Genomic DNA, 22,701 nt, shown 5'->3' with positions numbered 1-22,701 from the left:
ATGTTGTTGTTATTGACTGAATGGCTTGCCGAGATCTATAGCGGATTCGATGTCTTCCGCTATCTGACCTTGCGCGCGATTCTCGGCGTCCTGACCGCCCTGTCGATCGCCCTATTGGTCGGTCGTCCCATGATCCGTCGTCTGCGGGTCTACAAGATCGGCCAGACGGTGCGCGACGATGGCCCCCAGAGCCATCTCTCCAAGTCCGGCACGCCGACCATGGGCGGGGCGCTCATCCTGGTGGCGGTCGGCATTTCGACCCTGCTCTGGGCCGATCTGAGCAATCATTACGTCTGGATCGTGCTGCTGACCACCCTGGCGTTCGGGTGCATCGGTCTGGTCGACGACTACAAGAAGCTGGTCAAGCGGGATCCGCGCGGTCTTCCGGCGCGCTGGAAGTATTTCTGGCAGACGCTCGCCGGCTTCGCCGCCGCTGTGGCGCTCTATGCGACGGCCGCTTCCCCGGCGGAGACGGCACTGCTGATTCCCTATACGAAGAATTTCGCGATTCAGCTCGGGCCTTGGTTCATCCTCCTGACCTATTTCGTGATCGTGGGGTCGAGCAATGCGGTGAACCTGACCGACGGGCTCGATGGCCTGGCGATCATGCCGACCGTCCTGGTCGCTGGCGCCTTGGCCATCTTCGTCTATGCGTCCGGACATGCCCAGATCGCCAACTACCTGCTGATTCCTCACCTGCCCGAGGTCGGTGAACTGGTCATCTTCTGTGGCGCGCTGGTCGGTGCGGGGCTTGGATTCCTGTGGTTCAACGCCTATCCGGCCCAGGTCTTCATGGGCGATGTCGGGGCTCTGGCCCTGGGTGCCGCGCTCGGCGTGGTTGCGGTCGCCGTGCGGCAGGAGCTGGTGCTCTTCATCATGGGCGGCGTCTTCGTGGCCGAGACGTTGTCCGTAATGCTGCAGGTGATGTCCTTCAAACTGACCGGCAAGCGCGTCTTCCGCATGGCCCCGCTGCATCACCATTTCGAGCTCAAGGGTTGGCCCGAGCCGCGTGTCATCGTGCGTTTCTGGATCGTGACCGTGGTGTTGGTCCTCATCGGTCTGGCAAGTCTGAAGATTCGGTGATCGAGATGCACGCCGAACAGCGGATGGACATGGATCGGGCGCCGGGACACCAGAGCAAGACCCTCGTCGTGGGGCTTGGCAAGACGGGGCTGTCCTGCGCGCGTCATTTGCGCGCGCGGGGTGTGATGGCCGCCGTGACCGATTCGCGCTCCCAGCCGCCCGGACTCGACACCTTGCGTGCGCAGATGCCGGAGCTGGCGATCTTCGTCGGAGGCTTCGACCCCGAGGTGTTTGCGGCGGCGACCCAGCTGGTGGTGAGTCCTGGGGTACCGGTTGCCGAGCCCTTGATTCAGGCGGCGATCGCGCGCGGTGTGCCTGTCATCGGTGACGTGGAACTCTTCGTGCGTGCCGCACGGGCGCCGATCTGCGCCATCACCGGCTCCAACGGCAAGAGCACCGTGACGACCCTGGTCGGACTCATGGCGCGGCTGGCCGGTCGTCGTGTTGCGGTCGGGGGCAATCTCGGCGAGCCGGTTCTCGACCTGCTCGAACAGCAGGCCGACCTCTATGTGGTCGAGCTGTCGAGCTTCCAGCTGGAGACCACGCCTGGATTGCGGGCCGATGTTTCGGTGGTGCTCAATGTCTCGGCGGATCATCTCGACCGGTATCCCGACCTTGCGGCCTATGCCGAAACCAAGTCTGCGGTCTATCGCGGGGCGGGCGTCGCCGTGGTCAATCGGGACGATCCGCTGGTCCTCGCCATGCCGCGCGCGTCCAAACGGGAGATCGGTTTCACCCTCGGCGCGCCCGGCTCGGACGATCTGGGGTTGCGTCGGCTTGCCGCATCGGCGTCCGAGCCCGAGACGCTCTGGATCTGTCATGGCGACGAGCCTCTGATGCCGGCCTCCGAGGTGGCGATACCGGGGCGCCACAATCTCGCCAATGCCTTGGCTGCCTTGGCGCTGGCGCTGGCCTGCGGCATTCCGAGAGAGCCCGCGTGCGAGGCGCTTCGAACCTTCCCGGGGCTTCCGCATCGCAGCGAACTGGTCGGCGAGCGCGATGGGGTCCGCTGGTACGACGATTCCAAGGGAACCAATCCGGGTGCGACCGTCGCGGCGCTCGACGGGCTCATTGCAGAGGGGACCTCGGCCCGGGCCGTTTTGATCGCGGGCGGGGTCGGTAAGGGGGCCGATTTCCAGCCGTTGCTGCCTGCGGTGAAGCGGGCCGCTCGGGCGGTGGTGCTGATCGGGCGCGACGCACCGCTGATCGAGGCCGTGCTGGCTGGCGCCGTGCCTTTGGTTCATGCCTCCGACATGGCCGAAGCGGTGGGGCAGGCCGCCGCGCTCGCTCAGCCTGGGGATTGCGTCCTCCTGTCTCCCGCCTGTGCCAGTTTCGACATGTTCGACAACTATGAGCACCGTGGGCGAGTCTTCGCCGATGAGGTTCGGAGGCTTGTGTCATGACCGCCGCCGCCCGCACCCGCCGTGCGTCACCGCGTCGCCGAGAACGGGTTCCGCCGATGGACTACCCGCTGCTGGTCTGCGCCCTGGGGTTGCTTGCCTTCGGCTTCGTGATGGTCGCCTCGGCCTCCATGTCGATCGCCGAGAACTGTTGCCACGATCCCTTCTTCTACGTGACACGTCATGCCCTGGCCTTGGGTTTGGCGCTGGCGGCTGGGCTCTTGGTCTATCAGATTCCGCTCGAAACCTGGGAGCGTCGAGGAACGGTGCTTTTCCTCATCAGCATGCTGGTACTGGTGCTGGTGCTGGTTCCGGGAATCGGACGTACCGTCAATGGCGCGACCCGTTGGATTCCGCTGGGGCCGCTGAACATTCAGCCCTCCGAGTTCGTCAAGCTGTTCGCCATCATCTATGTCTCGGGCTATCTGGTCCGTCACGCGGATTCGGTCGCCAACTATCTCTCCGGCTTCATCCGGCCGATGCTTCTGATTGGCGTGGCGGCCGCGCTGATCCTCATGCAGCCCGATTTCGGTACCACGGCCGTCATGTTGGCGACCGTCATGGGTCTTCTGTTCCTGGGGGGGGTGAGCATCCTGCCATTCGCCTTTCTCATCGGTGTCGTGGGTGTCGGACTGGTCGCGCTCGTCATCTTTTCGCCCTATCGCTGGGCGCGTGTGACCTCCTTCCTCAATCCCTGGGAGGATCCCTTCAATTCCGGCTATCAGCTCAGTCAGGCGCTGATCGCCTTCGGGCGCGGCGAATGGTTCGGCGTGGGGCTCGGCAATGGGATCCAGAAACAGTTCTTTCTCCCGGAGGCGCACACCGACTTTCTCGCCTCCGTGATCGGCGAGGAGTTCGGCTTGGTCGGCATGATGGTCCTGATTGCGGCCTTCGTCTTTATCGTCTGGCGGGCCTTCGCGATCGGCGTTCGGGCCGAGGTGCTGGAACGCCGTTTCGCCTCCTATGTCGCGCAGGGCATCGGGCTGTGGCTCGGTATGCAGGCCTTCGTCAACATCGGGGTGAACGTCGGTTTGCTTCCCACCAAGGGGTTGACCCTGCCCTTTCTCAGTTATGGCAGTAACAGCCTCATCGTCGGCTGTATGGCGATCGCGATCCTGCTGCGCATCGATGTCACCGTCCGCGAGCAGGAGTCGGACGCCAAATCGAAACGGGGGGTGAAATGGGTCCGTGCATAGGTGTCATGGCCGGAGGAACCGGTGGGCATGTCTTTCCGGCCCTGGCGGTGGCCGAGACGCTGCGCGCCCAAGGCGCTCGTGTGTTCTGGATCGGCACGCACTGCGGCATGGAGTCGCGTCTGGTTCCGGACCATGGCTTCGAGATGGAATGGGTCGGCATCGAGGGCGTGCGGGGCAAGTCGCTCGGCCAGATGCTGCGTGCACCATTCCGTCTGACCCGTGCGCTGTTGCAGGCCCGTCGCATACTCAAGCGGCGCGAGGCCGATCTCGTGCTCGGCATGGGTGGATTCGTTTCCGGTCCGGGCGGTCTGGCCGCGCGCGCCCTGGGTCTGCCGCTGGTGATCCATGAGCAGAATTTCGTCCCCGGCATGACCAACCAGTGGCTGGCGCGCGTTGCCAATCGGGTCTTCGAGGCATTCCCCGGCAGCTTCGCGGCAGGGCGTCGCGCGATCGCGACGGGCAATCCGGTGCGCCAGTCCATCCTGGACCTCCCCGAGCCCCGAGCGCGTTTCGCCGGTCGCGAGGGCGCGCCACGCCTGCTGATTCTGGGCGGTTCTCTGGGCGCCAAGGCGCTGAACGAAACGGTGCCGCTCGCCGTGGCCGGTCTGCCGGCCGGGATGCGTCCTGAGATTCGCCATCAGGCGGGCGAGCGAACGCTGGAAACCGCGCGCGAGGCCTATCGATCGGCCGGGGTCGCGGCCGATGTGGTGCCTTTCATTCGCGATATGGCCGAGGCCTATGCCTGGGCCGATCTCGTGGTATGCCGTTCTGGTGCCCTGACCGTGTCCGAGCTGGCCGCCGCCGGCGTTCCCTCTGTCCTGGTCCCCTATCCCTTCGCCGTGGACGACCATCAGGTCGGAAACGCGCGTTATCTCGTCGATTCTGGTGCCGCACGCCTCATCATTCAGCGTGATCTGACTGCGGCTGGATTGACCGTTCAGCTCGCCGAACTTCTCGGCGATCGCTCCATGCTGCTCGGCATGGCCGAAAAGGCGCGTGGTTTGGCGCAGCCGGAAGCGGCCGAGCGGATCGCTGCAACCTGTCTGGATTTTTCGACGCGGGGCGTTGGAGGTGTTGGTCGATGAACGCTCACCTGCAACATACGGCGGCCCGGATGGGGCGTGTGCGACGTCTGCACTTCATCGGTATCGGCGGTTCCGGCATGAGCGGAATCGCCGAACTCATGGCCAACCTGGGCTACGAGGTGGCCGGCTCGGATCTGCGCGCCAGCGATGTCACACGTCGGCTTCAGGGGTTGGGCATCGACATCTTCATCGGACATCGGGCCGAGCAGGTGGTCGACGCCGATGCGGTGGTGGTTTCGACCGCTATCGATGAGACCAACCCGGAGATCCAGCAGGCCAGGGAGTTGCGTATCCCCATCGTGCGCCGCGCCGAGATGCTGGCCGAGCTGATGCGCTTCTATTACGGGGTCGCGATCGCCGGCACCCACGGCAAGACGACCACGACCAGTCTGGTGGCCAGCATCCTGACCGAGGGCGGTCTGGATCCGACCTTCGTCATCGGTGGCCGCCTCACGAGCGCGGGTACCAATGCCAAGCTGGGAACCACTAAGTATCTGGTCGCCGAGGCGGACGAGAGCGACGCCTCCTTCCTCTATCTCCAGCCGATGATCGCCGTTGTGACCAATATCGATGCAGATCATATGGTTACCTACGGGAACGATTTCGCGCGATTGCGCCAGACCTTCATGGAATTCCTGCATCACCTGCCCTTCTATGGTCTGGCGGTGCTCTGTATCGATGACGACGAGGTCCGTTCGCTGCTGCCCACGGTCGCGCGTCCGGTGCGTACCTATGGCACCCGCGAAGAGGCGGACGTCCGTGCGACCGATATCCATCAGGAAGGCATGCGGACGATCTTTCGCGTGCATTGCGCCGAATTCGAGCGGCCCCTGACCGTCGACATGAATCTGCCGGGCCGACACAACGTATTGAACGCACTGGCGGCCATCTGCGTCGCCCTGGAGTTGGGTGTCGATGAGGAGGCGATCCGTCGGGCGCTCGACGGATTCCAGGGCGTGGGTCGGCGCTTCGTCGTGAACGAGGTGACGGATCCCCAGGGGCGCAGTCTGTTGGTGGTGGACGACTACGGCCATCATCCGCGCGAGCTGGCAGCAACCCTGGCGGCGGCCCGTGCGGGCTGGCCGGAGCGGCGTCTGGCGTTGGTGTTCCAACCGCACCGCTATTCGCGCACCCAGGAGCAGTTCGAGGACTTCGTCGAGGTGCTCTCGACCCCGGATGCCTTGATCCTGTGCGACGTCTACCCGGCCGGCGAGACGCCCATCGCCGGGGCCGATGGACGTTCGCTGAGTCGAGCGATTCGCATGCGTGGCGAGTTGGAGCCCATCTTCGCTCAGACGATCGATGCGGTACCCGGCCTGCTGGCCAATCTGATCCAGGATGGCGACATCCTGCTGGTGGCCGGGGCCGGCGATATCGGTGGCGTGGCTGCGCGTCTGCCGGCCATGCTGGAGGAGGGACTCGGATGAGCGCCAGCCGTTGTCGTTGCAGGAGAGGGTCATGATCGAACGGTCCCTGATACGACGTCTGTTCATGGGCTGCGGAGAGTCCCTGCGCGCGGCAACCGCCGACAACTCAGCGCGGTGCCTCGCTGGCGTCTCGCTCGTGCGCTCCGCGTCCGGAACCGTGTCGCATCGCTCGCCCACGGGTCCGTGCCCTGGACGGGGGGCTCTGAAATGACGCCGACCGCTCCGACTGGACTGAGAGGCGAGCTGCGGCTCGACGAGCCGCTGGCTAGCCATACCACCTGGCGGGTCGGCGGCCCCGCGCGCCGCTTCTATCGTCCGGCCGACGCCGAGGATCTGTCGCGCTTCCTGTCGCAACTGGATCCCGATGAGCCGCTGCTGTGGTTGGGGCTCGGGAGCAACGTCTTGATCGACGACCGTGGGTTTGCGGGAACCGTGATCCATACCCAGGGCTGCCTGGCCGCCCTGGAGCGTCGCGGCGAGACGGGCATTTATGCCGAGGCGGGTACGGCTTGCGCGAAGCTGGCGCGGTTCGCGGCGCGTCTCGATCTGGTCGGTGTCGAATTCCTGGCCGGAATCCCGGGCACCATGGGCGGTGCGCTCGCCATGAATGCGGGCGCCTGGGGCGGGGAAACCTGGTCCCATGTGGCGCGCGTGCGCACCATCGATCGCCAGGGGCGAATCCGGGAGCGCGGACCCGAGGCGTTCAGCGTCGGCTATCGGCACGTTCAGGGACCCGAAGGCGAGTGGTTCCTCGACGTCGATCTGGTGCTGACACCCGGAGACGGCACGGCCGCCATGGCGCGCATCCGCGAGCTCCTGGAGCGTCGCGCCGCGACCCAGCCGACCGGGCTGCCGAGCTGCGGATCCGTGTTCCGCAATCCGCCGGGCGATCATGCGGCACGTCTCATCGAGTCCCATGGTCTCAAGGGATATCGGATCGGCGGCGCTCAGGTATCGGACAAGCACGCCAATTTCATCATCAACACGGGTGGAGCGACCTCTGCGGACATCGCCTGCCTCATTACTCACGTACAAGATGCCGTCGAGTCTCGCACCGGAATCCGTCTGGTCCCCGAGGTTCGACGGGTCGCTGGAGACTCTGCATGACGATTGATGCGGCTGGATCTGCAGCCCGGTTCGGGAAGGTCGCGGTCCTGTTGGGAGGGACGGCGGCCGAGCGCGAGATTTCGCTCAAGAGCGGACAGGCGGTGCTCGATGCGCTGCTGCGCTCGGGTGTCGACGCCCATCCGCTCGATCCCGATGGCGAGGTGCTGAGTCGTTTGCGCGCCGGGGCCTATGATCGTGCCTTCATCGTCCTGCACGGTCGGGGTGGCGAGGACGGTCAGATCCAGGGGGCCCTGGAGACGATCGGTCTGCCCTATACGGGGGCCGGCGTGCTGGGATCGGCGCTGGGAATGGACAAATACCGCTGCAAGCTGCTCTGGGCTGGGCGTGGTCTGCCGACGGCCGACTTCGTGCTGCTGCGCGGCGCCGACGATCTGCCGGCCGCCGCCGAGTTGGGCTTTCCGCTCATGATCAAGCCGGTCCACGAGGGATCGAGCATTGGCATGGCCCGGGTCGAGTGTCGCGAAGCGCTTGAGCAGGCTTGGCGCAACGCGGCCGAGTTCGATGCGCTGGTGCTGGCCGAGCGCTGGATCCAGGGCGCCGAGTATACCTGCGCCATTCTGGGACACGAGGCATTGCCCTTGATTCGACTGGAGACCCCGCATGCCTTCTACGACTTCGAGGCGAAGTATCGGGCCGACAGCACCCTCTATCATTGTCCCTGCGGACTTCCCGAGGGCGAGGAGGCGCGGCTGCGTCAATTGGCGCTGGACGCGTTCGACGCGGTGGGGGCGAGCGGCTGGGGGCGCGTCGATTTCATGGTCGATGCGGACGGCCGACCCTTCCTGCTCGAAATCAATACGGTTCCGGGGATGACCGATCACAGCCTGGTGCCGATGGCGGCCCGTGTCGCTGGGATCGATTTCGATACCCTGGTGTGGCGCATTCTCGAAACGAGCCTCTAACGTGACAGCGACGCGGCGAGTCGAATCCGGATCGGCGAGCGAGCCCGCTCCCTGGCGCTCGCGCCTGCTCGCCTTCGTCGGCCTGGCCCTGTTTGGTGGTATGGGGGCTGTCGTCTGGCTGTTCGGGTATTGGGAGCCGCGTCTGCTGCCGATCCTGGTGATCGAGGTCGAGGGTGGGCTGCATCACCACTCCTCGGAGCTGCTGCAGCAGACGATCAGCGAGCGCCTGCACGGCGGGATCCTGACTGCGGATCTGGACGATCTCAAATCCGCAGCCGAGGAGTTGCCCTGGGTGGGGCACGCCAACTTGCGGAGGGTTTGGCCCGATCGCCTTTTGGTACGGGTCGAGGAACATCGGCCGATCGCGCGTTGGAACGCCGATGGTTTGGTTACGGCCGATGGGATCGTCTTCCATCCGCTGTCGCGGACCATCCCGGCCGGTTTGCCGCTGCTCGAAGGCGACGACAAGCGGGCGCCCGAGGTGGCGAAGCGCTATCAGCAGTGGCGCGACGACCTGATGCTGGCGGGCCACCTGATTCAGAGCCTGTCGGTCGATCCGCGCGGCGATTGGCGCATTGTGTTGGTCATGGGAACCGAATTGCGGCTTGGCACCGGTCCCGTCGAGGAGCGGCTCGCGCGATTCATCGCCAGCGCGCCGCAGCTCGAGGCCGCCGGTCGGCCTCTGGTGGTGGACCTGCGTTACAGCAATGGGTTCGCCGTGAAATGGGCATCTGACGCGGGCCCGCAGGTCCGCGCCAATTCGGACCGCTCCAAGCGGTCCGGCAATCGAGGATAAATCTGGATGTCGCGACGTAACGACAAGAATCTACTGGTCGGCCTGGACATTGGTACATCGAAGATCGCCGCGTTGGTGGGCGAACTCAAGGACGACGACCAGATCGAGATTATCGGCATCGGCACCCATCCCTCGCGCGGCCTGAAGAAGGGCGTGGTGGTGGATATCGAGTCTACCGTCCAGTCGATCCAGCGCGCGGTCGAGGAGGCCGAGCTCATGGCTGGATGCGAGATCCATTCGGTCCATGCGGGGATCGCCGGCAGCCATGTGCGCAGTCTCAATTCTCACGGGATCACGGCCATCAAGGAGGTCGAGGTCTCTCAGTCCGACGTGGATCGCGTCATCGACGCGGCGCGCGCGGTGGCGATTCCGGCGGATCAGAAGATCCTGCACATCCTGCCGCAGGAATTCATCATCGACGACCAGGAGGGCATCCGCGAGCCGATCGGTATGTGCGGGGTGCGCCTGGAGGCCCGGGTGCACATGGTCACGGGTGCGGTGAGCGCGGCACAGAACATCATCAAGTGCATCCGTCGCTGCGGGCTCGAGGTCGACGATCTGGTTTTGGCCCAGCTGAGTTCGAGCTACGCCGTTCTCGGCGAGGATGAGAAGGAGCTGGGCGTCTGCGTTGTGGACATCGGCGGCGGAACCACGGATCTGGCCGTCTTCACCGACGGGGCCATCCGCCACACGGCGGTCATTCCGATCGCGGGCGATCAGGTGACCAACGACATCGCCGTCGCCTTGCGCACGCCGACCCAGCATGCCGAGCAGATCAAGGTCCAGCATGCCTGCGCGCTGACTCAATTGGCCGCCAATGGCGAGTCCATCGAGGTGCCGAGCATCGGTGATCGTCCGCCTCGGCATCTTTCTCGCCAGACGTTGGCCGAGGTGGTCGAACCGCGCTACGAGGAGCTTCTTACGCTGTTGCACAATGAACTGCGACGCAGCGGTTTTGAGGATCTGATCGCCGGGGGCGTGGTCATCACGGGTGGTAGCGCCAAGATGCAGGGCCTGATCGAGCTGGCGGAGGAGGTGTTCCACATCCCGGTGCGTCTCGGCATTCCTCAATACGTACTCGGTATGGAGGAGGTTGTCACTAATCCGATACACTCGACTGGAGTCGGATTGCTGATGTATGCGCGCCAGCATCGCTTCGCACGGAGTTCCGAGCTGTCAGAGAACCTCGGGCTCAAGGCAACCTGGACGCGCATGCGGAATTGGTTTCAAGGCAACTTTTGATGCATTGGACGTCAGAGCGTCGATCTCGCCGGGCTCATCGCGCTGGCAATCGAGTTGGTCGGCGGCGCTCGGAGCGCTGTCGAATGCAAGGCTGCATTGCATGCGCGATGGGTCTTGCTGGAAGTTTGGTCGCGCAGTCTCAGCGGCCAACAAGGGGCCAGGACGTGTCGGGCGTATTGGTCGTGTCGGGGGCGGTCGCATGCTGGAGCGTGCGGCTGAATGAGGTTTCAGTTGGCGCACGTCGTGCGCTAGAGGAGAGAAATCAATGTTCGAATTGATGGATACCCATAGTCAGAATGCAGTCATCAAGGTCATCGGTGTCGGTGGTGGTGGCAGCAACGCTGTGAATCATATGGTGGCGTCGACCATCGAGGGCGTGGACTTCATCTGCGCCAATACCGATGCCCAGGCGCTCAAAAGCTCCAACGTCAAGACCATCCTGCAGCTGGGCGCCGGAATCACCAAAGGGCTCGGCGCAGGCGCCGATCCCGATGTCGGGCGCCATGCCGCGATGGAGGATCGCGATCGGATCCAAGAGGCGCTGGACGGATCCGACATGGTGTTCATCACCGCAGGCATGGGTGGCGGAACCGGCACCGGTGCGGCCCCCGTGGTCGCCCAGGTCGCCAAGGAGCTGGGCGTGCTGACCGTTGCCGTCGTCACCAAGCCGTTTCCGTTCGAGGGCGCCAAGCGCCGCCGGGTTGCGGAGGAGGGAATCGCCGAGCTGGCCCAGCATGTCGATTCGCTCATCACCATTCCGAACGAGAAATTGCTCGCGGTACTGGGTAAGGACATGAGTTTGCTCGACGCCTTCAAGGCGGCCAACGATGTCCTGCTCAACGCGACTCAGGGTATCGCCGAACTCATCACCTGCCGTGGTCTCATCAACGTCGACTTCGCCGACGTCAAGACCGTCATGTCCAACATGGGCGTGGCCATGATGGGGACCGGTTCCGCGACTGGTGAGAACCGCGCGCGCGAGGCGGCCGAGGCGGCGATCAAGAGCCCGTTGCTCGAGGATATCGATCTCGCTGGCGCCAAGGGCATTCTGGTCAATATCACCGCCGGCCTGAGCCTGACGATCGGTGAGTTCGACGAGGTCGGCAACACGGTGCGCGATTTCGCCGACGACGATGCGACGGTCGTTGTGGGAACGGTGGTCGATTCGGAGCTCGAAGACGAACTGCGTGTCACCGTGGTGGCGACTGGTCTGGGCGAGCGCCGCTTGACGGTCAAGCGTCCGAGCGCGGCGGAGCCGGCGATGCGGCTCGTGGCGGATGCGAATGAGGGTGCGCCAGACTACCGGGAGATGGAGCGCCGCCCGGCGGTTTACCGCAAGGGTGGTGGCGTGAACACCACCGAGAGCAACGAGGAAAAGGACTTGGATTACCTGGACATTCCGGCGTTTTTGCGTCGCCAGGCAGATTAATCAGGATTTTCCCTTTGTTGAGGAATCGTTAAAAAACAAAGATCTTTCGGTTGATTCAAGGTTAAGCTTGAAAATCGTCCGGGAAAACCCTAAGCTATCGTTGCGCGTTCGGTAAAGACGCGGACGCGCAACGATTTGGCTAAAGGACAACGACCGTGGTCTCGGCAAAGGTTTGCTGGATCATGAGCGGTAAGTCGATCAGCCGGCAATGGATGCCGTCAGCCGCCGTGGACCGCGATTGGAGAACCCGACCGATGCTCAAGCAACGCACCTTAAAGACGACGATCCGGGCGACTGGCGTCGGCTTGCACTCGGGTGAGAAAGTCGAACTGACCCTGCGTCCGGCTGCGCCGGATACGGGTATCGTGTTCCGGCGGGTGGATCTTGCGGAGCCGGTCGAGATCAAGGCGACGCCTTTTAACGTGGGCGATACCCGCCTGTCAACGACCCTGGTCCAAAATGGGGTGAGGGTCTCGACGATCGAGCATATCTTGTCCGCGTTCGCTGGGCTGGGCATAGACAATGCCTATGTCGATGTCGGCGCCGCCGAGGTGCCCATCATGGACGGTAGCGCAGCTCCATTCGTCTTCCTGCTTCAGTCTGCGGGAGTCGAGGAACAGGCGCGTCCCAAACGATTCATTCGAATCAAGCGTCCCATCGAGGTGCGCGACGGCGATAAGCTTGCTCGCTTCACGCCCTACGATGGCTTCAAGGTCGAGTTTTCGATCGATTTCGACCACCCGGCATTCAATGTGCGTGCGAACCGCGCGACTGTGGATTTCTCGACATCCTCGTTCGTGCGCGAGGTGAGTCGTGCTCGCACCTTCGGTTTCCTGAGAGAAATCGAGGCACTGCGTCAACAGAATCTGGCGCTGGGCGGTAGTTTGGACAACGCGGTCGTGGTGGACGAGTATCGGGTGCTGAACGAGGAAGGGCTCAGGTACGAGGACGAGTTCGTCAAGCACAAGATCCTCGATGCGATCGGCGACCTCTATCTGCTTGGCCATACACTGATCGGTGCCTTCACCGCCCATAAGTCCGGGCATGCCTTGAACAATATGCTACTGCGCACGCTCGCTGCCGAGCCTGCGGCTTGGGAAGAGGTCGTGTTCGAGGATTCGGCTGCGGCTCCGATCTGCTATGCGCAACCGGTGCCTGTCGTTTAAACTTCGTCCGTTGCGGTGTGCTCGATATGCCGCAACGCGAACCGCCTGAAGGTTTCTCGCAGGGTCGGGTCCTCCATGTCCCCCGCTGCGTCGAGCAGATGTCGTGCAGCGTCGGCCGTCAGTCCCCGGGCCTGTCCGGTCTTTTTTTCGGCTGCCGGTTTCTTGGGTTGGTCGACGCGGATCTGCGTCCGAATCCGCGTGATTCGTGTGAGATTCAGGGATGCGATGATGTCGTCGGCCAGGAATCGGATCCGGGTTGCCCAAACCGGGGCGTCGAGGAAGAGCGTCATGCAGTCTTCGGCGATGCTCACATCCAGGCAGTGTTCTCGAAGCGGAGTGGGCAGTTGCGCCCGTACCGCATCCAGCAATTCGATCTCGCGTCGGCGCTGGGCGACTAGCGCGCGGATCGTCGCATGTTGGTTCAGCAGGTCCTGAACGTGCGCGAGTCTGGCAGCAGGCATTTTTTCACTCCCATTGGCCGCTCATCACGAGCCGGATCCGACCTCTTTCGGCCTTGCCAGCTCCTCTCGTCTGCGTTACCGCACGGGCCTGCTCGACCACGTCAACCGCAGAGAAAAACGATGTTGCACCTCGATCGAAGAAAAGCCGTTCGCGGGCAGGCTGTTGTCACGCTCTTGGCCGTTCTGTCCTTCACCATGGCCGGAGCCGGTCTCGGTTTCTGGCTTGGAAAATACTCCGGTCCTCTCGTATTCGCTAGTACCTCGCTCCCTGAATTCGCCCTTCTCCCCGCAGCTTCCGGGGCTTCAAGCTCACCCAGCGGGAGGGGGGGCTCTGCCTCGCCGCAACCCGCGCCACATGGGACCGATGAAGTGGACCTGATGGCCGCCCGTCTCGGAGAGATGCAGGCGGAGGTTATGAGACTCAATGCGCTCGGCGAGCGTCTGGTGCAGATGTCGGGTCTCGATCCCGATGAATTCGATTTCGAAAGTTCGCCGCCTCGCGGTGGCGCCGAGACGGGGCCGGTCCGCGACTACACCATCAAGGAGCTGGCGACCGAGCTCGGCGGCATAGTCGATCTCGTCCAGGACCGCCAGCGCAAGCTCGAGGTCCTTGAGGGCGTCATCCTCGACAAAAAACTTTCGGCGAAGGCCTTTCCTGCTGGATGGCCGGTGCATTCCGGCTACATTAGCTCGCGCTATGGTTTTCGTATCCACCCGATCCGCAAGACCCGTATCTTCCATGAGGGAATCGATCTCGCGAGTCCTCGGGGAACCTCGATCGTGGCCGTCGCCGACGGCATCGTGACCTTCAGCGGACGCAAGGGAGGCTATGGTCGCATGATCGAAATCCGTCATCTGGATGGCATGGTGACGCGATACGCCCACAACTCCCGGAACCTCGTCAAAAAGGGACAACTGGTCCATCAAGGCGAGAAGATTGCCTCCGTGGGCTCATCGGGGGCGGCCACCGGCCCCCATGTCCACTTCGAGGTCTTGAAGGATGGTAAGAACGTCGATCCCATGCCCTATCTGAAGGCCGGGCCGCGCCGTTTGGTGGCCGAGAACACGGCCGATCAGTCTGGCTGACCCCCTATCCCGGAGAGGCGCTGGCGCGGGATGCCCCGCAACGCCGGTCCTCGAAATCCGGTATCATCCGCCGATTTCTTCGACAGGTCCTAGCTCATCCGATGGTTACTCATCTGTTCCAAAAGATCTTTGGTAGCCGTAACGAGCGGCTCGTCAAGTCGCTGATGAAGACAGTGGCGCAGATCAACGCGCTCGAGCCGACGATGGCGTCACTGTCGGATCAGGCGCTCGCGGCGAAGACGAACGAATTCCGTCAACGTCTGGACGCCGGTACCGCGCTCGACGCGCTTCTTCCCGAGGCCTTCGCCGTGGTTCGCGAGGCCGGCAAGCGCGTCCTGGGGATGCGCCATTTCGACGTCCAGATGGTCGGCGGCATGGTGCTCAATAGCGGCAAGATCGCCGAGATGCGCACCGGCGAGGGTAAGACCCTGGTCGCGACGCTCTCCGCCTATCTCAACGCGCTGCCCGGAAAGGGCGTGCATGTGGTGACGGTCAACGACTATCTGGCGCGTCGCGACGCGGCCTGGATGGGACGCCTCTATCACGCCCTGGGGCTCTCGGTCGGCGTCATCAATTCCTCGGGCGGTCAGGGGCCGGATATGGCCTCCTACGTCTTCGATCCGGACTACGAGGCCGACGCCGCTCAGGGCTACCGTCATCTACGCCCGGCGACCCGGCGCGAAACCTATGCCGCCGACATCACCTACGGCACCAACAACGAATACGGTTTCGACTACCTGCGCGACAATATGGCCTTCACGCCGGAGCAGCGGGTACAGCGCGATCCCTTCTACGCGATCGTCGATGAGGTCGACTCCATCCTGATCGACGAGGCCCGGACCCCGCTCATCATCTCGGGTCCGTCCGAGGGCAACACGGATCTCTACAAGCAGATCGATGTCCTCATCCCTCGGCTCACGCGCCAGGCGCCCATCACCAACGAAGAGGGGCAGCCCGACTTTGGTCCCGGCGACTACTCGGTCGACGAGAAGACCCGTCAGGCCTTCTTGAGCGAGGAGGGTCATGAAAATGTCGAGCGGATGCTGGTCGAGATCGGTCTGCTGGAGGAGGGTGCGAGCCTCTACGATCCAGGCAACATCGCGCTCATGCATCATGTGTATGCGGCGTTGCGCGCCCATGCGCTGTTCCATAAGAACGTCGAATACATCGTGCGCGACGGTCAGGTCGTCATCGTCGACGAGTTTACCGGGCGGACCATGCCTGGACGGCGCTGGTCGGAGGGCCTGCATCAGGCGGTCGAGGCCAAGGAGGGTGTGTCCATCCAGTCTGAAAACCAGACCATGGCCTCCATCACCTTCCAAAACCTCTTCCGGCTCTACCCCAAGCTCTCGGGCATGACCGGAACGGCGGATACCGAGGCCTACGAGTTCCAGCAGATCTACGGCCTGGAGGTGGTTGTCATCCCCACCAACAAGCCGATGGTTCGAGACGATCGCGGCGATCTGGTCTATCTCACCCAGCAAGAAAAGTACGACGCCATCATCGCCGACATTCGGGACTGCGTGAAACGCGGTCAGCCGGTCTTGGTGGGTACGGCCTCGATCGATACCTCCGAGCTGGTCTCGGGTCTGCTGAAGAAGGAAGGCATCGATCACGAGGTGCTGAACGCCAAGCAGCACGAGCGTGAGGCCGGCATCATCGCCCAGGCTGGGCGCCCGGGTGCCGTGACCATCGCCACGAACATGGCCGGCCGCGGAACCGACATCGTGCTTGGCGGCAACCTGGATGCCGAATTGGAAGAGGCCGGACCGGACGTTGACCGCGACGCCATCCGTGCCGTTTGGAAGGAACGTCACGAAACCGTCCTCAAGGCCGGCGGTCTCCATGTCGTCGGCACCGAGCGCCACGAATCGCGGCGTATCGACAATCAGCTGCGCGGACGCTCCGGGCGTCAGGGCGATGCGGGTTCCTCGCGCTTCTATCTCTCGCTCGAAGACAACCTGATGCGCATCTTCGCCTCCGACCGTATCGGCCGGATGATGCAGCGTCTCGGCATGCAGAAGGGTGAGGCGATCGAGCATCCCTGGGTGACAAAGGCCATCGAGAACGCCCAGCGCAAGGTCGAGGGACGCAACTTCGACATCCGCAAACAGCTGCTCGAATACGACGACGTCGCCAACGATCAGCGCAAGGTCATCTATCGCCAGCGTCGCGACCTGATGGACGTGACGGATATCTCCGAGACCGTCACGGCCATGCGCGAAGATACGCTCAAGAGCCTGATCGATAGCTACATCCCGCCCGAGAGCCTGGAGGAGCAGTGGGACCTGCCGGGTCTCAGCGAGGCACTGGCGCAGCATTTCGGTGGCGATTGGCCGCTGCGGCGCTGGCTGGACGAGGATCACGACCTGCACGAGGAGACGCTGCGCCAACGTATCCACGACCTGCTGGCCGAGCGCTATCAGTCCAAGGAGTCCATGGTCGGCGTCCAAAATCTGCGTCAGATCGAGAAGGCGGTGATGCTCCAGACCCTGGACACCCAGTGGAAGGATCACTTGGCTGCGATGGACTATCTGCGCCAAGGCATTCATCTGCGCGGCTATGCGCAGAAGAACCCCAAGCAGGAATACAAGCGCGAGGCCTTCGAGATGTTCTCGGCCATGCTCGACAGCATCAAGCAGGACGTGGTCACGACGTTGGCGAAGCTGGAGGTCCAGGTGCAGGAGGCCCCCGAGCTCGTCGCCCGCGATTCCGGGGCGTCTCAGAGCGCCTTCGAGTTCAAGCACGAGGCATTCAAGGGCTTCGGTTCGAGCGAGTCCGGCCCTGACGAGCAGGCCGGCTCTGGCGAAGAGGGGAGCGATGCCCATCAGCCCTTCATTCGCGACGGTCGAAAGGTCGGGCGCAACGAGCCTTGTCCGTGCGGCTCGGGCAAGAAGTACAAACAGTGTCACGGCAAGCTGGGTTAGGCGGTGATCCTCATGAGTGACTCGGATCTGGTCTTCGAGCCCGTCGCTGGCGTTCGTCTCGCCGCCGGGCCGGCAGGTATTCGCTATCAAGGACGGGACGATCTGGTGGTGCTGGCGTTCGATCGGGGCACCAACTGCGCGGCCGTCTTTACCCGCAACGCCTTTTGCGCCGCGCCCGTGACCCTGGCGCGCCAGCATTTGCAGACCGCGATGCCCGGCTATTTGCTGATCAACGCGGGCAATGCCAACGCCGGGACCGGTCGGCGGGGTCTCGCCGATGCTCGGGCTTCCTGCAAGACGTTGGCCGATCTGGCCGGCTGTCAGGCCGAGCAGGTTCTGCCGTTCTCGACCGGCGTCATTGGCGAGCATCTGCCGGTGGATCGCATCGCCTCGGCCCTGCCTGCCCTGCTGGAGTCGCTCGATGCCGACGCCTGGCCCCGCGCGGCCCGCGCCATCATGACGACCGATACCCGACCCAAGCTCCGCTCGGTTCGGTTCGAGCTGAACGGACGCACGGCGACGGTCACCGGAATGGCCAAGGGGGCGGGCATGATCTGCCCGAATATGGCGACCATGCTCGCCTTTCTGGCGACCGATGCCGCCGTCGAACCCGAGGTGCTGCAGGCCTGTCTGCAAGCCGCAGCCGATCGTTCCTTCAATGCCATCAGCATCGATGGCGATACCTCGACCAACGACGCCTGCGTCCTTGCTGCCACTGGAGCCCTCGGGAATACGGCGATCGCTGAGACGAGCGGGGCGGACTTCGCGGCGCTGCAGGCGGCGGTCGAGACGGTCTGCGTCGATTTGGCAACCGAGCTCGTCCGCGACGGCGAGGGTGCGACCAAGCTGGTGCGGGTTCTGGTCGAGGAGGCGCGCGACCGGGACGAGGCGCGTCAGGTGGCCTATACCATTGCCCATTCGCCGCTGGTCAAGACCGCGCTCTTCGCCTCCGACCCGAACTGGGGGCGTATCCTCGCGGCCGTGGGTCGCGCAGGCGTTCCCGATCTGGACATCGAGCGAATCCGCATCCATCTCGGCGCTGTCCTGATCGTCGAGGACGGGGGGCGTGCGGCCGGCTATACCGAGGAAGCTGGAGCCGCCGTCATGGCTGAATCCGAGATCGAGATTCGAGTCTCGCTCGGACGTGGCGACCTGGACGCCCAGGTGTTGACCTGCGACTTCTCCTACGACTATGTCCGCATCAACGCCGAGTATCGCAGTTGAGTCGAGGCTCATCCATGTGATGGCCGGAGCCATCGCCGACGCCGATGGCCGCATCCTGGTGGCCCGGCGTCCGGATCGGGTGCATCAGGGCGGGCTGTGGGAGTTTCCGGGCGGCAAGCTGGAGCCGGGCGAGTCGCCCGAGGCCGGATTGGTGCGCGAGTTGGACGAGGAGCTAGGCATCCGGGTCCTCGGTAGTCGTCCGCTGATCCGGGTGCATCACGATTACGGTGATCGCTACATCCTGCTCGACGTGCGGCGTATCAACGACTATGAGGGTGTGCCGCAAGGTCGCGAGGGTCAGCCGTTGCGCTGGCTTGCGCCCGAGGCGATGGATCCGGATCTGTTTCCGGCGGCCGACCGTCCCATCATCAATGCGCTACGTCTGCCGCCGCTGCTTCTCATCACGGGTGCGGATCCGCTGGATCCGGACGTATTCCTGGATCGTCTGGAGGAGTCGCTCGCGCGGGGGATTCGGCTCGTTCAGCTACGGGCGCCGAATCTGGATCGCGATCGCTATGTCGATCTGGCGCGTCGCGCGCACGCCCTGTGCGAGCCGCATGGCGCCCGTCTGCTGCTCAACCGCGATCCAGACGCGGTCGAAGACCTTCCGCGTCATGGTCTGCACCTGACCTCGGGGCGACTGATGCGATCGACCCGGCGGCCGGGACGTCCGGGAGAACTGGTCGGCGCCTCCTGTCACGATGCAGGGCAACTGGCGCATGCCGCACGCCTCGGGCTCGATTACGCGCTGCTGTCGCCAGTGCTCGCCACGCTGACGCATCCCGAGACCACGCCGCTCGGCTGGTCGGCGTTCGCCGAACTGGTCGATCCGGCGCCCTTGCCGGTCTATGCCCTGGGCGGGCTCGGACCGGAGCATCTCGATGAGGCCATCGCCCACGGCGCGCAAGGCGTCGCGGCGATCCGCAGCCTCTGGTCAATGCGGGGTCGATCGATCGTCTGAGGGCGGCGGATCTTCGCTCGGAGCGTCGGTGGGATCCGCGATGCGATGCGTCTCGTTCAGCCATTCGCCGAGGTCGATCAGGCGGCAGCGCTCGCTGCAGAAGGGGCGCCAGGGCGACCTGTCGCTCCATTCCACCGGGGCTTCGCAGTTGGGGCAGGGCACGATTGTTGTCATGGATCGGGAGCTGGATTCGGTCAGAAGGCACAGTAGGTCAGGCGAAAATTCACGTCCTCGTTGTGCTGAGAGGCGCGTCCGCGTGGCTCGGCGTTCATGAAGCGGATGCTGAAGCGATTCTTGTGTCCGCTGATCTCGGGGAAGATCCCCGTCTCGGCATCGATCCCCACGCGCAGGATTTGGGCGGGGAGCTGCGCGTCGAGCGCCTCCTGGAAGAATCCGCCCTCGGCCAGAATGCGGCGAGAAGTACCGCTCGAACGGATCAGCATCAGAATCAATCGGACACCATCCATCGCTGGGCGCAGGTCGTGGAGCCAGCTGTCGAAGCGTTCCTGGTGAACCGTGCTCGGCTGGGTGAGCCAGTGATGGAAATGCGGCAGGTCGAAGCTACAGGTGGCGCCCGGGATGCTGCTGCGCTGCGCGATTCCCTTGAGGAACTCGTCTTCGCGCGCGGTATGTCCGATGGGGCCTGGAATGCTCTGGATGGCTTCAATTGCCCGGCGCATGTCGGCCAATACCTGTTCGAGCGCCTGCGGGTCGATGCCGCGTTGATTGTTCATCCGGTTGAGCGTGCCCGAATGGCGGTCGAGCTCCTTGAGGATATCGTTCTTGACGTCCGCGCGCGCCGTGATGGAGACGATCTCCAGCAATGCGGCGATGGCGGCGCGGGTCGCTTTGGGGTCTTCCTGGTGAATGAAATGATCGAGCTGCCCGAACTGGTGTTCGAGCCGCAGGAAGGTGCGGATACGTTCGTTGAGCGGATGTTCGTAAGTGATCAGTGTGGACACGGCTTTCTCTCGAATCGGCCGAGATGAGCATCCCATGGACGCATCCCGCACGGCGATCAAGTGATTAAATGATGGAATCTGGAGCGCGTAGGCTGGATGTCTTGGTGAATTGTCCCGGTTTCGATCTGGGATGTCACCCGTGCGCGTGTTTTTGCTCTGTCCCTTTTCGGTTCGCTCCCAATATGGATTGACCGCTTGAGTCCGGTTGTTTTCATCCCAGGCGCAACTTCTGCTTGTAGAAATTCGGAACGGCGTCGGGGTCCGTGGTCATGAGGACCTGATCGATCAGCCATGCCGGTACCCGGCCTTGTCTGGCCATCTCGGCGAGCTGCTCGCGCAGCCCTTCCCAATAGAATCCGTTTCCCGAGCCGTCGAAGAAGACGATCGGGCTGCGTTCGATCACCCCGAGCTTCATGTCGGTCAGGGTGAGCCCGACTTCTTCCAGGGTGCCGACGCCGCCGATCAGGAACAGATGGAAGCTGGCGATCTCGAACCAGCGCTGACGGGCCTGCCGGCTGCGTGCCTGGAAGGTCTGATAGAACTCGGCGGTTTGGTTGAGCTCCTGGTCGATGGTCTCGATGAAACTGGATCCGGCCATGAGCCCCATGCCTTGGGCGATGTCCGTCACCTGTTGCATGGCGCCAGGACCGCCGCCCGTCAGGATACCGATGTCGCTGCCGAAGAGCCCGCACAGATTTTTCAGCAGGCGCTCGGTTTGGTGCGCCGAGCGTTCGCTGAGCGGCTTGGTGGAACCATAGATGGCGAAGATGAGACTGGCGCCGAAACGGTCCACCTTGTCCGGGGTGGTGAAATAGCCGCGCATGCCACGGAAGACATGGCGTACCACCTGTCCGCGTGTCTCGTTGCACCAGAAGACTTCCAAACCCAATCCCTCGTAATCGGCGAGCCGGCCGTGGTCGCGCGACGACAGAAAGGGGCCGTGCTCGAAAGAGGCGCGGCGGAAGACGATCCGACCGACCCGCTGACGCAGCGCGGCGGCGCAAATCTGGGTGTGCTCGATCAGGTTGGGAAAATAGCCCAGCAAGAGCGTTGCGCGCGCGCCGTCCGGGAGGTTGTCCAGGATCTGTGTGCCGCATTCGACTGGAATGTCCAATTGCAGGCCCTCGGCGACCAGGCCCGCCGAGAGGTCGGTGCCGACCCTGGGGTCATGCGGGCTCAGCGGCTGGGTCCAGATCCTGTCGGGTGCGGCGCCCGCCAGCAGTGCGTGCGGATTTTGGGAGACCGCGATCATCCGGTGCGAGTAGCGATCGCGGACCGGGGCCGCCTCCAGTCGATCGAAGACCTCGGTGAGCGCCCGGCAGGCGTCTGGGCCGCCGGCCTCTTGCGGCGAGGGTTCGACGATCTCGTGGCCATGCCAATAGCGCGGACGTGGATCCACGCGAATCGCCTCGTGCACCGAGGCGGCGATGCTCGGGTTGATGATGAGCTGCTCGGTGCGATTGATGAATTCCAGATAGACGTTGGTGCCCCGTGTCGTGACCGGATCCAGGACGGTTGCCTGGAGATGGAAGCCCAGCGACTCGTCCAGGTTGCGCAGCACCACATAGTGGCTGTGCAGGAACATGGAGCAGGCGGTGACCAACCCGTCTCGCGGCGGTAGCTCGATGTGGTCGACCTCCTCGCGGACCTGCAATCGGTTGAGCAGGTCCTTGCCATCGGCATGGGTCGCGATGGCGGTGACCTCTTCGGTGGTCAGCGGTTTCTGAAAGCGGAAGATTTGGCGCTGCGGACGCAGGATCAGATAGCCGTTGCCGTCGAGCGAGAAGCCCTCCGGGACCTGGAGGCGGTTGTCGCGGATCAGACGATGGATGTCCGATGAGCCGAGACGGGTGTCGGTCGGACAGAAGACCAGCCGGCCAATCCGCAGTCCCGGTACGAGGATGCACTCCAGGTGCGCGCCGATGCCGTAGGAGGCGATGGCTGCGACGATCCGCAGGCGCATATCGCAAGACTGGCCGTTCAGATCCGGCGCGCCTAGCGGCAGGATGTTGATGCCGAGGCGGGCGAGTCGGCTACGGGCGGCGAAGACAAGGTCCGACTCGCGCCCTCCAACCAGGCGTCGAAAACCCTGCGATAGCGTGAAGCGGGCGGAGACGGTGAAACCGCTGTCGTCACGGCTCTCGATCCGCGTGATCCAGCCGTCTCCGGTTTCAGGGGTGGCGTACATGATGGCGTTCTCGGGATCCTGTCGGCGGCAGGCCGGCT

The 22,701-nt window shown here is 63.9% G+C and carries 19 protein-coding genes; 15 read left to right on the top strand and 4 right to left on the bottom strand.

Annotated features, from left to right (window positions below):
- From mraY to lpxC, 11 genes are all read left to right on the top strand, one after another.
- Positions 1-1,083 carry a phospho-N-acetylmuramoyl-pentapeptide-transferase gene (gene mraY / locus ACFSJC_RS07425; protein ID WP_386025284.1) on the top strand — a complete coding sequence of 361 codons (1,083 nt, stop codon included), beginning with the start codon at positions 1-3 and terminating at the stop codon, positions 1,081-1,083.
- 5 nt (positions 1,084-1,088) lie between these two features.
- Positions 1,089-2,486, top strand: coding sequence for a UDP-N-acetylmuramoyl-L-alanine--D-glutamate ligase (murD, locus tag ACFSJC_RS07420; RefSeq protein ID WP_386025282.1), 1,398 nt, complete (start codon positions 1,089-1,091; stop codon positions 2,484-2,486).
- Positions 2,483-3,679 carry a putative lipid II flippase FtsW gene (ftsW, locus tag ACFSJC_RS07415; RefSeq protein WP_386025280.1) on the top strand — a complete coding sequence of 399 codons (1,197 nt, stop codon included), beginning with the start codon at positions 2,483-2,485 and terminating at the stop codon, positions 3,677-3,679. The genes murD and ftsW overlap by 4 nt, the downstream gene beginning before the upstream one ends.
- On the top strand, positions 3,664-4,764 hold the full coding sequence (murG, locus tag ACFSJC_RS07410) for an undecaprenyldiphospho-muramoylpentapeptide beta-N-acetylglucosaminyltransferase (protein WP_386025278.1): 1,101 nt from the start codon (positions 3,664-3,666) through the stop codon (positions 4,762-4,764). Before ftsW ends, murG begins: the two co-directional genes overlap by 16 nt.
- A complete protein-coding gene (murC, locus tag ACFSJC_RS07405) occupies positions 4,761-6,191 on the top strand; it encodes a UDP-N-acetylmuramate--L-alanine ligase (RefSeq protein WP_386025276.1) in 1,431 nt (476 codons plus the stop codon). The genes murG and murC overlap by 4 nt, the downstream gene beginning before the upstream one ends.
- Before the next feature lie 207 nt (positions 6,192-6,398).
- Positions 6,399-7,298 (top strand): UDP-N-acetylmuramate dehydrogenase, encoded by a 900-nt coding sequence (gene murB, locus ACFSJC_RS07400; protein WP_386025274.1) that lies wholly within the window; start codon positions 6,399-6,401, stop codon positions 7,296-7,298.
- Positions 7,295-8,221 (top strand): D-alanine--D-alanine ligase, encoded by a 927-nt coding sequence (locus ACFSJC_RS07395; RefSeq protein ID WP_386025272.1) that lies wholly within the window; start codon positions 7,295-7,297, stop codon positions 8,219-8,221. The genes murB and ACFSJC_RS07395 overlap by 4 nt, the downstream gene beginning before the upstream one ends.
- A 1-nt stretch (position 8,222) precedes the next feature.
- Positions 8,223-9,017 carry a cell division protein FtsQ/DivIB gene (locus ACFSJC_RS07390; RefSeq protein ID WP_386025270.1) on the top strand — a complete coding sequence of 265 codons (795 nt, stop codon included), beginning with the start codon at positions 8,223-8,225 and terminating at the stop codon, positions 9,015-9,017.
- Between the two features lie 6 nt (positions 9,018-9,023).
- Positions 9,024-10,259: a cell division protein FtsA gene (gene ftsA / locus ACFSJC_RS07385; protein WP_386025268.1), complete on the top strand. Its 1,236-nt coding sequence runs from the start codon at positions 9,024-9,026 to the stop codon at positions 10,257-10,259.
- A gap of 265 nt (positions 10,260-10,524) precedes the next feature.
- On the top strand, positions 10,525-11,688 hold the full coding sequence (gene ftsZ / locus ACFSJC_RS07380; RefSeq protein ID WP_386025266.1) for a cell division protein FtsZ: 1,164 nt from the start codon (positions 10,525-10,527) through the stop codon (positions 11,686-11,688).
- Between the two features lie 254 nt (positions 11,689-11,942).
- Entirely contained in the window at positions 11,943-12,854 is a 912-nt protein-coding gene (gene lpxC, locus ACFSJC_RS07375) for a UDP-3-O-acyl-N-acetylglucosamine deacetylase (RefSeq protein ID WP_386025264.1), read from the top strand.
- Here the strand turns inward: lpxC and ACFSJC_RS07370 are convergent.
- Entirely contained in the window at positions 12,851-13,315 is a 465-nt protein-coding gene (locus ACFSJC_RS07370) for a DciA family protein (RefSeq protein WP_386025262.1), read from the bottom strand. The two genes, lpxC and ACFSJC_RS07370, sit on opposite strands and share 4 nt — an antisense overlap.
- A gap of 378 nt (positions 13,316-13,693) precedes the next feature.
- Here ACFSJC_RS07370 and ACFSJC_RS07365 point away from each other — a divergent pair, with 378 nt between their 5' ends.
- The 4 genes from ACFSJC_RS07365 to ACFSJC_RS07350 all read left to right on the top strand — a co-directional run bounded on the left by ACFSJC_RS07365 (position 13,694) and on the right by ACFSJC_RS07350 (position 19,513).
- Positions 13,694-14,401 carry a M23 family metallopeptidase gene (locus ACFSJC_RS07365; RefSeq protein ID WP_386025260.1) on the top strand — a complete coding sequence of 236 codons (708 nt, stop codon included), beginning with the start codon at positions 13,694-13,696 and terminating at the stop codon, positions 14,399-14,401.
- Between the two features lie 101 nt (positions 14,402-14,502).
- A complete protein-coding gene (secA, locus tag ACFSJC_RS07360) occupies positions 14,503-17,328 on the top strand; it encodes a preprotein translocase subunit SecA (RefSeq protein ID WP_386025258.1) in 2,826 nt (941 codons plus the stop codon).
- A 12-nt stretch (positions 17,329-17,340) separates the two neighbouring features.
- Positions 17,341-18,552: a bifunctional glutamate N-acetyltransferase/amino-acid acetyltransferase ArgJ gene (gene argJ / locus ACFSJC_RS07355; protein ID WP_386025256.1), complete on the top strand. Its 1,212-nt coding sequence runs from the start codon at positions 17,341-17,343 to the stop codon at positions 18,550-18,552.
- Positions 18,521-19,513, top strand: coding sequence for a Nudix family hydrolase (locus tag ACFSJC_RS07350; protein ID WP_386025254.1), 993 nt, complete (start codon positions 18,521-18,523; stop codon positions 19,511-19,513). The genes argJ and ACFSJC_RS07350 overlap by 32 nt, the downstream gene beginning before the upstream one ends.
- Here ACFSJC_RS07350 and ACFSJC_RS07345 read toward each other — a convergent pair.
- The 3 genes from ACFSJC_RS07345 to ACFSJC_RS07335 form a co-directional block, all read right to left on the bottom strand.
- Positions 19,487-19,687, bottom strand: coding sequence for a DNA gyrase inhibitor YacG (locus ACFSJC_RS07345; RefSeq protein ID WP_386025253.1), 201 nt, complete (start codon positions 19,685-19,687; stop codon positions 19,487-19,489). The two genes, ACFSJC_RS07350 and ACFSJC_RS07345, sit on opposite strands and share 27 nt — an antisense overlap.
- A gap of 20 nt (positions 19,688-19,707) precedes the next feature.
- Positions 19,708-20,475 carry a cell division protein ZapD gene (zapD, locus tag ACFSJC_RS07340; protein WP_386025251.1) on the bottom strand — a complete coding sequence of 256 codons (768 nt, stop codon included), beginning with the start codon at positions 20,473-20,475 and terminating at the stop codon, positions 19,708-19,710.
- 211 nt (positions 20,476-20,686) lie between these two features.
- Positions 20,687-22,663 carry an LOG family protein gene (locus tag ACFSJC_RS07335; protein ID WP_386025249.1) on the bottom strand — a complete coding sequence of 659 codons (1,977 nt, stop codon included), beginning with the start codon at positions 22,661-22,663 and terminating at the stop codon, positions 20,687-20,689.
- Between the last annotated feature and the right edge of the window lie 38 nt (positions 22,664-22,701).

Source organism: Thiorhodococcus fuscus (assembly GCF_042682685.1).
GTDB classification, from domain to species: domain Bacteria; phylum Pseudomonadota; class Gammaproteobacteria; order Chromatiales; family Chromatiaceae; genus Imhoffiella; species Imhoffiella fuscus.
The sequence above is the reverse complement of the archived record's forward strand: the minus strand, read 5'-3'. Positions and strand labels throughout refer to the sequence as shown.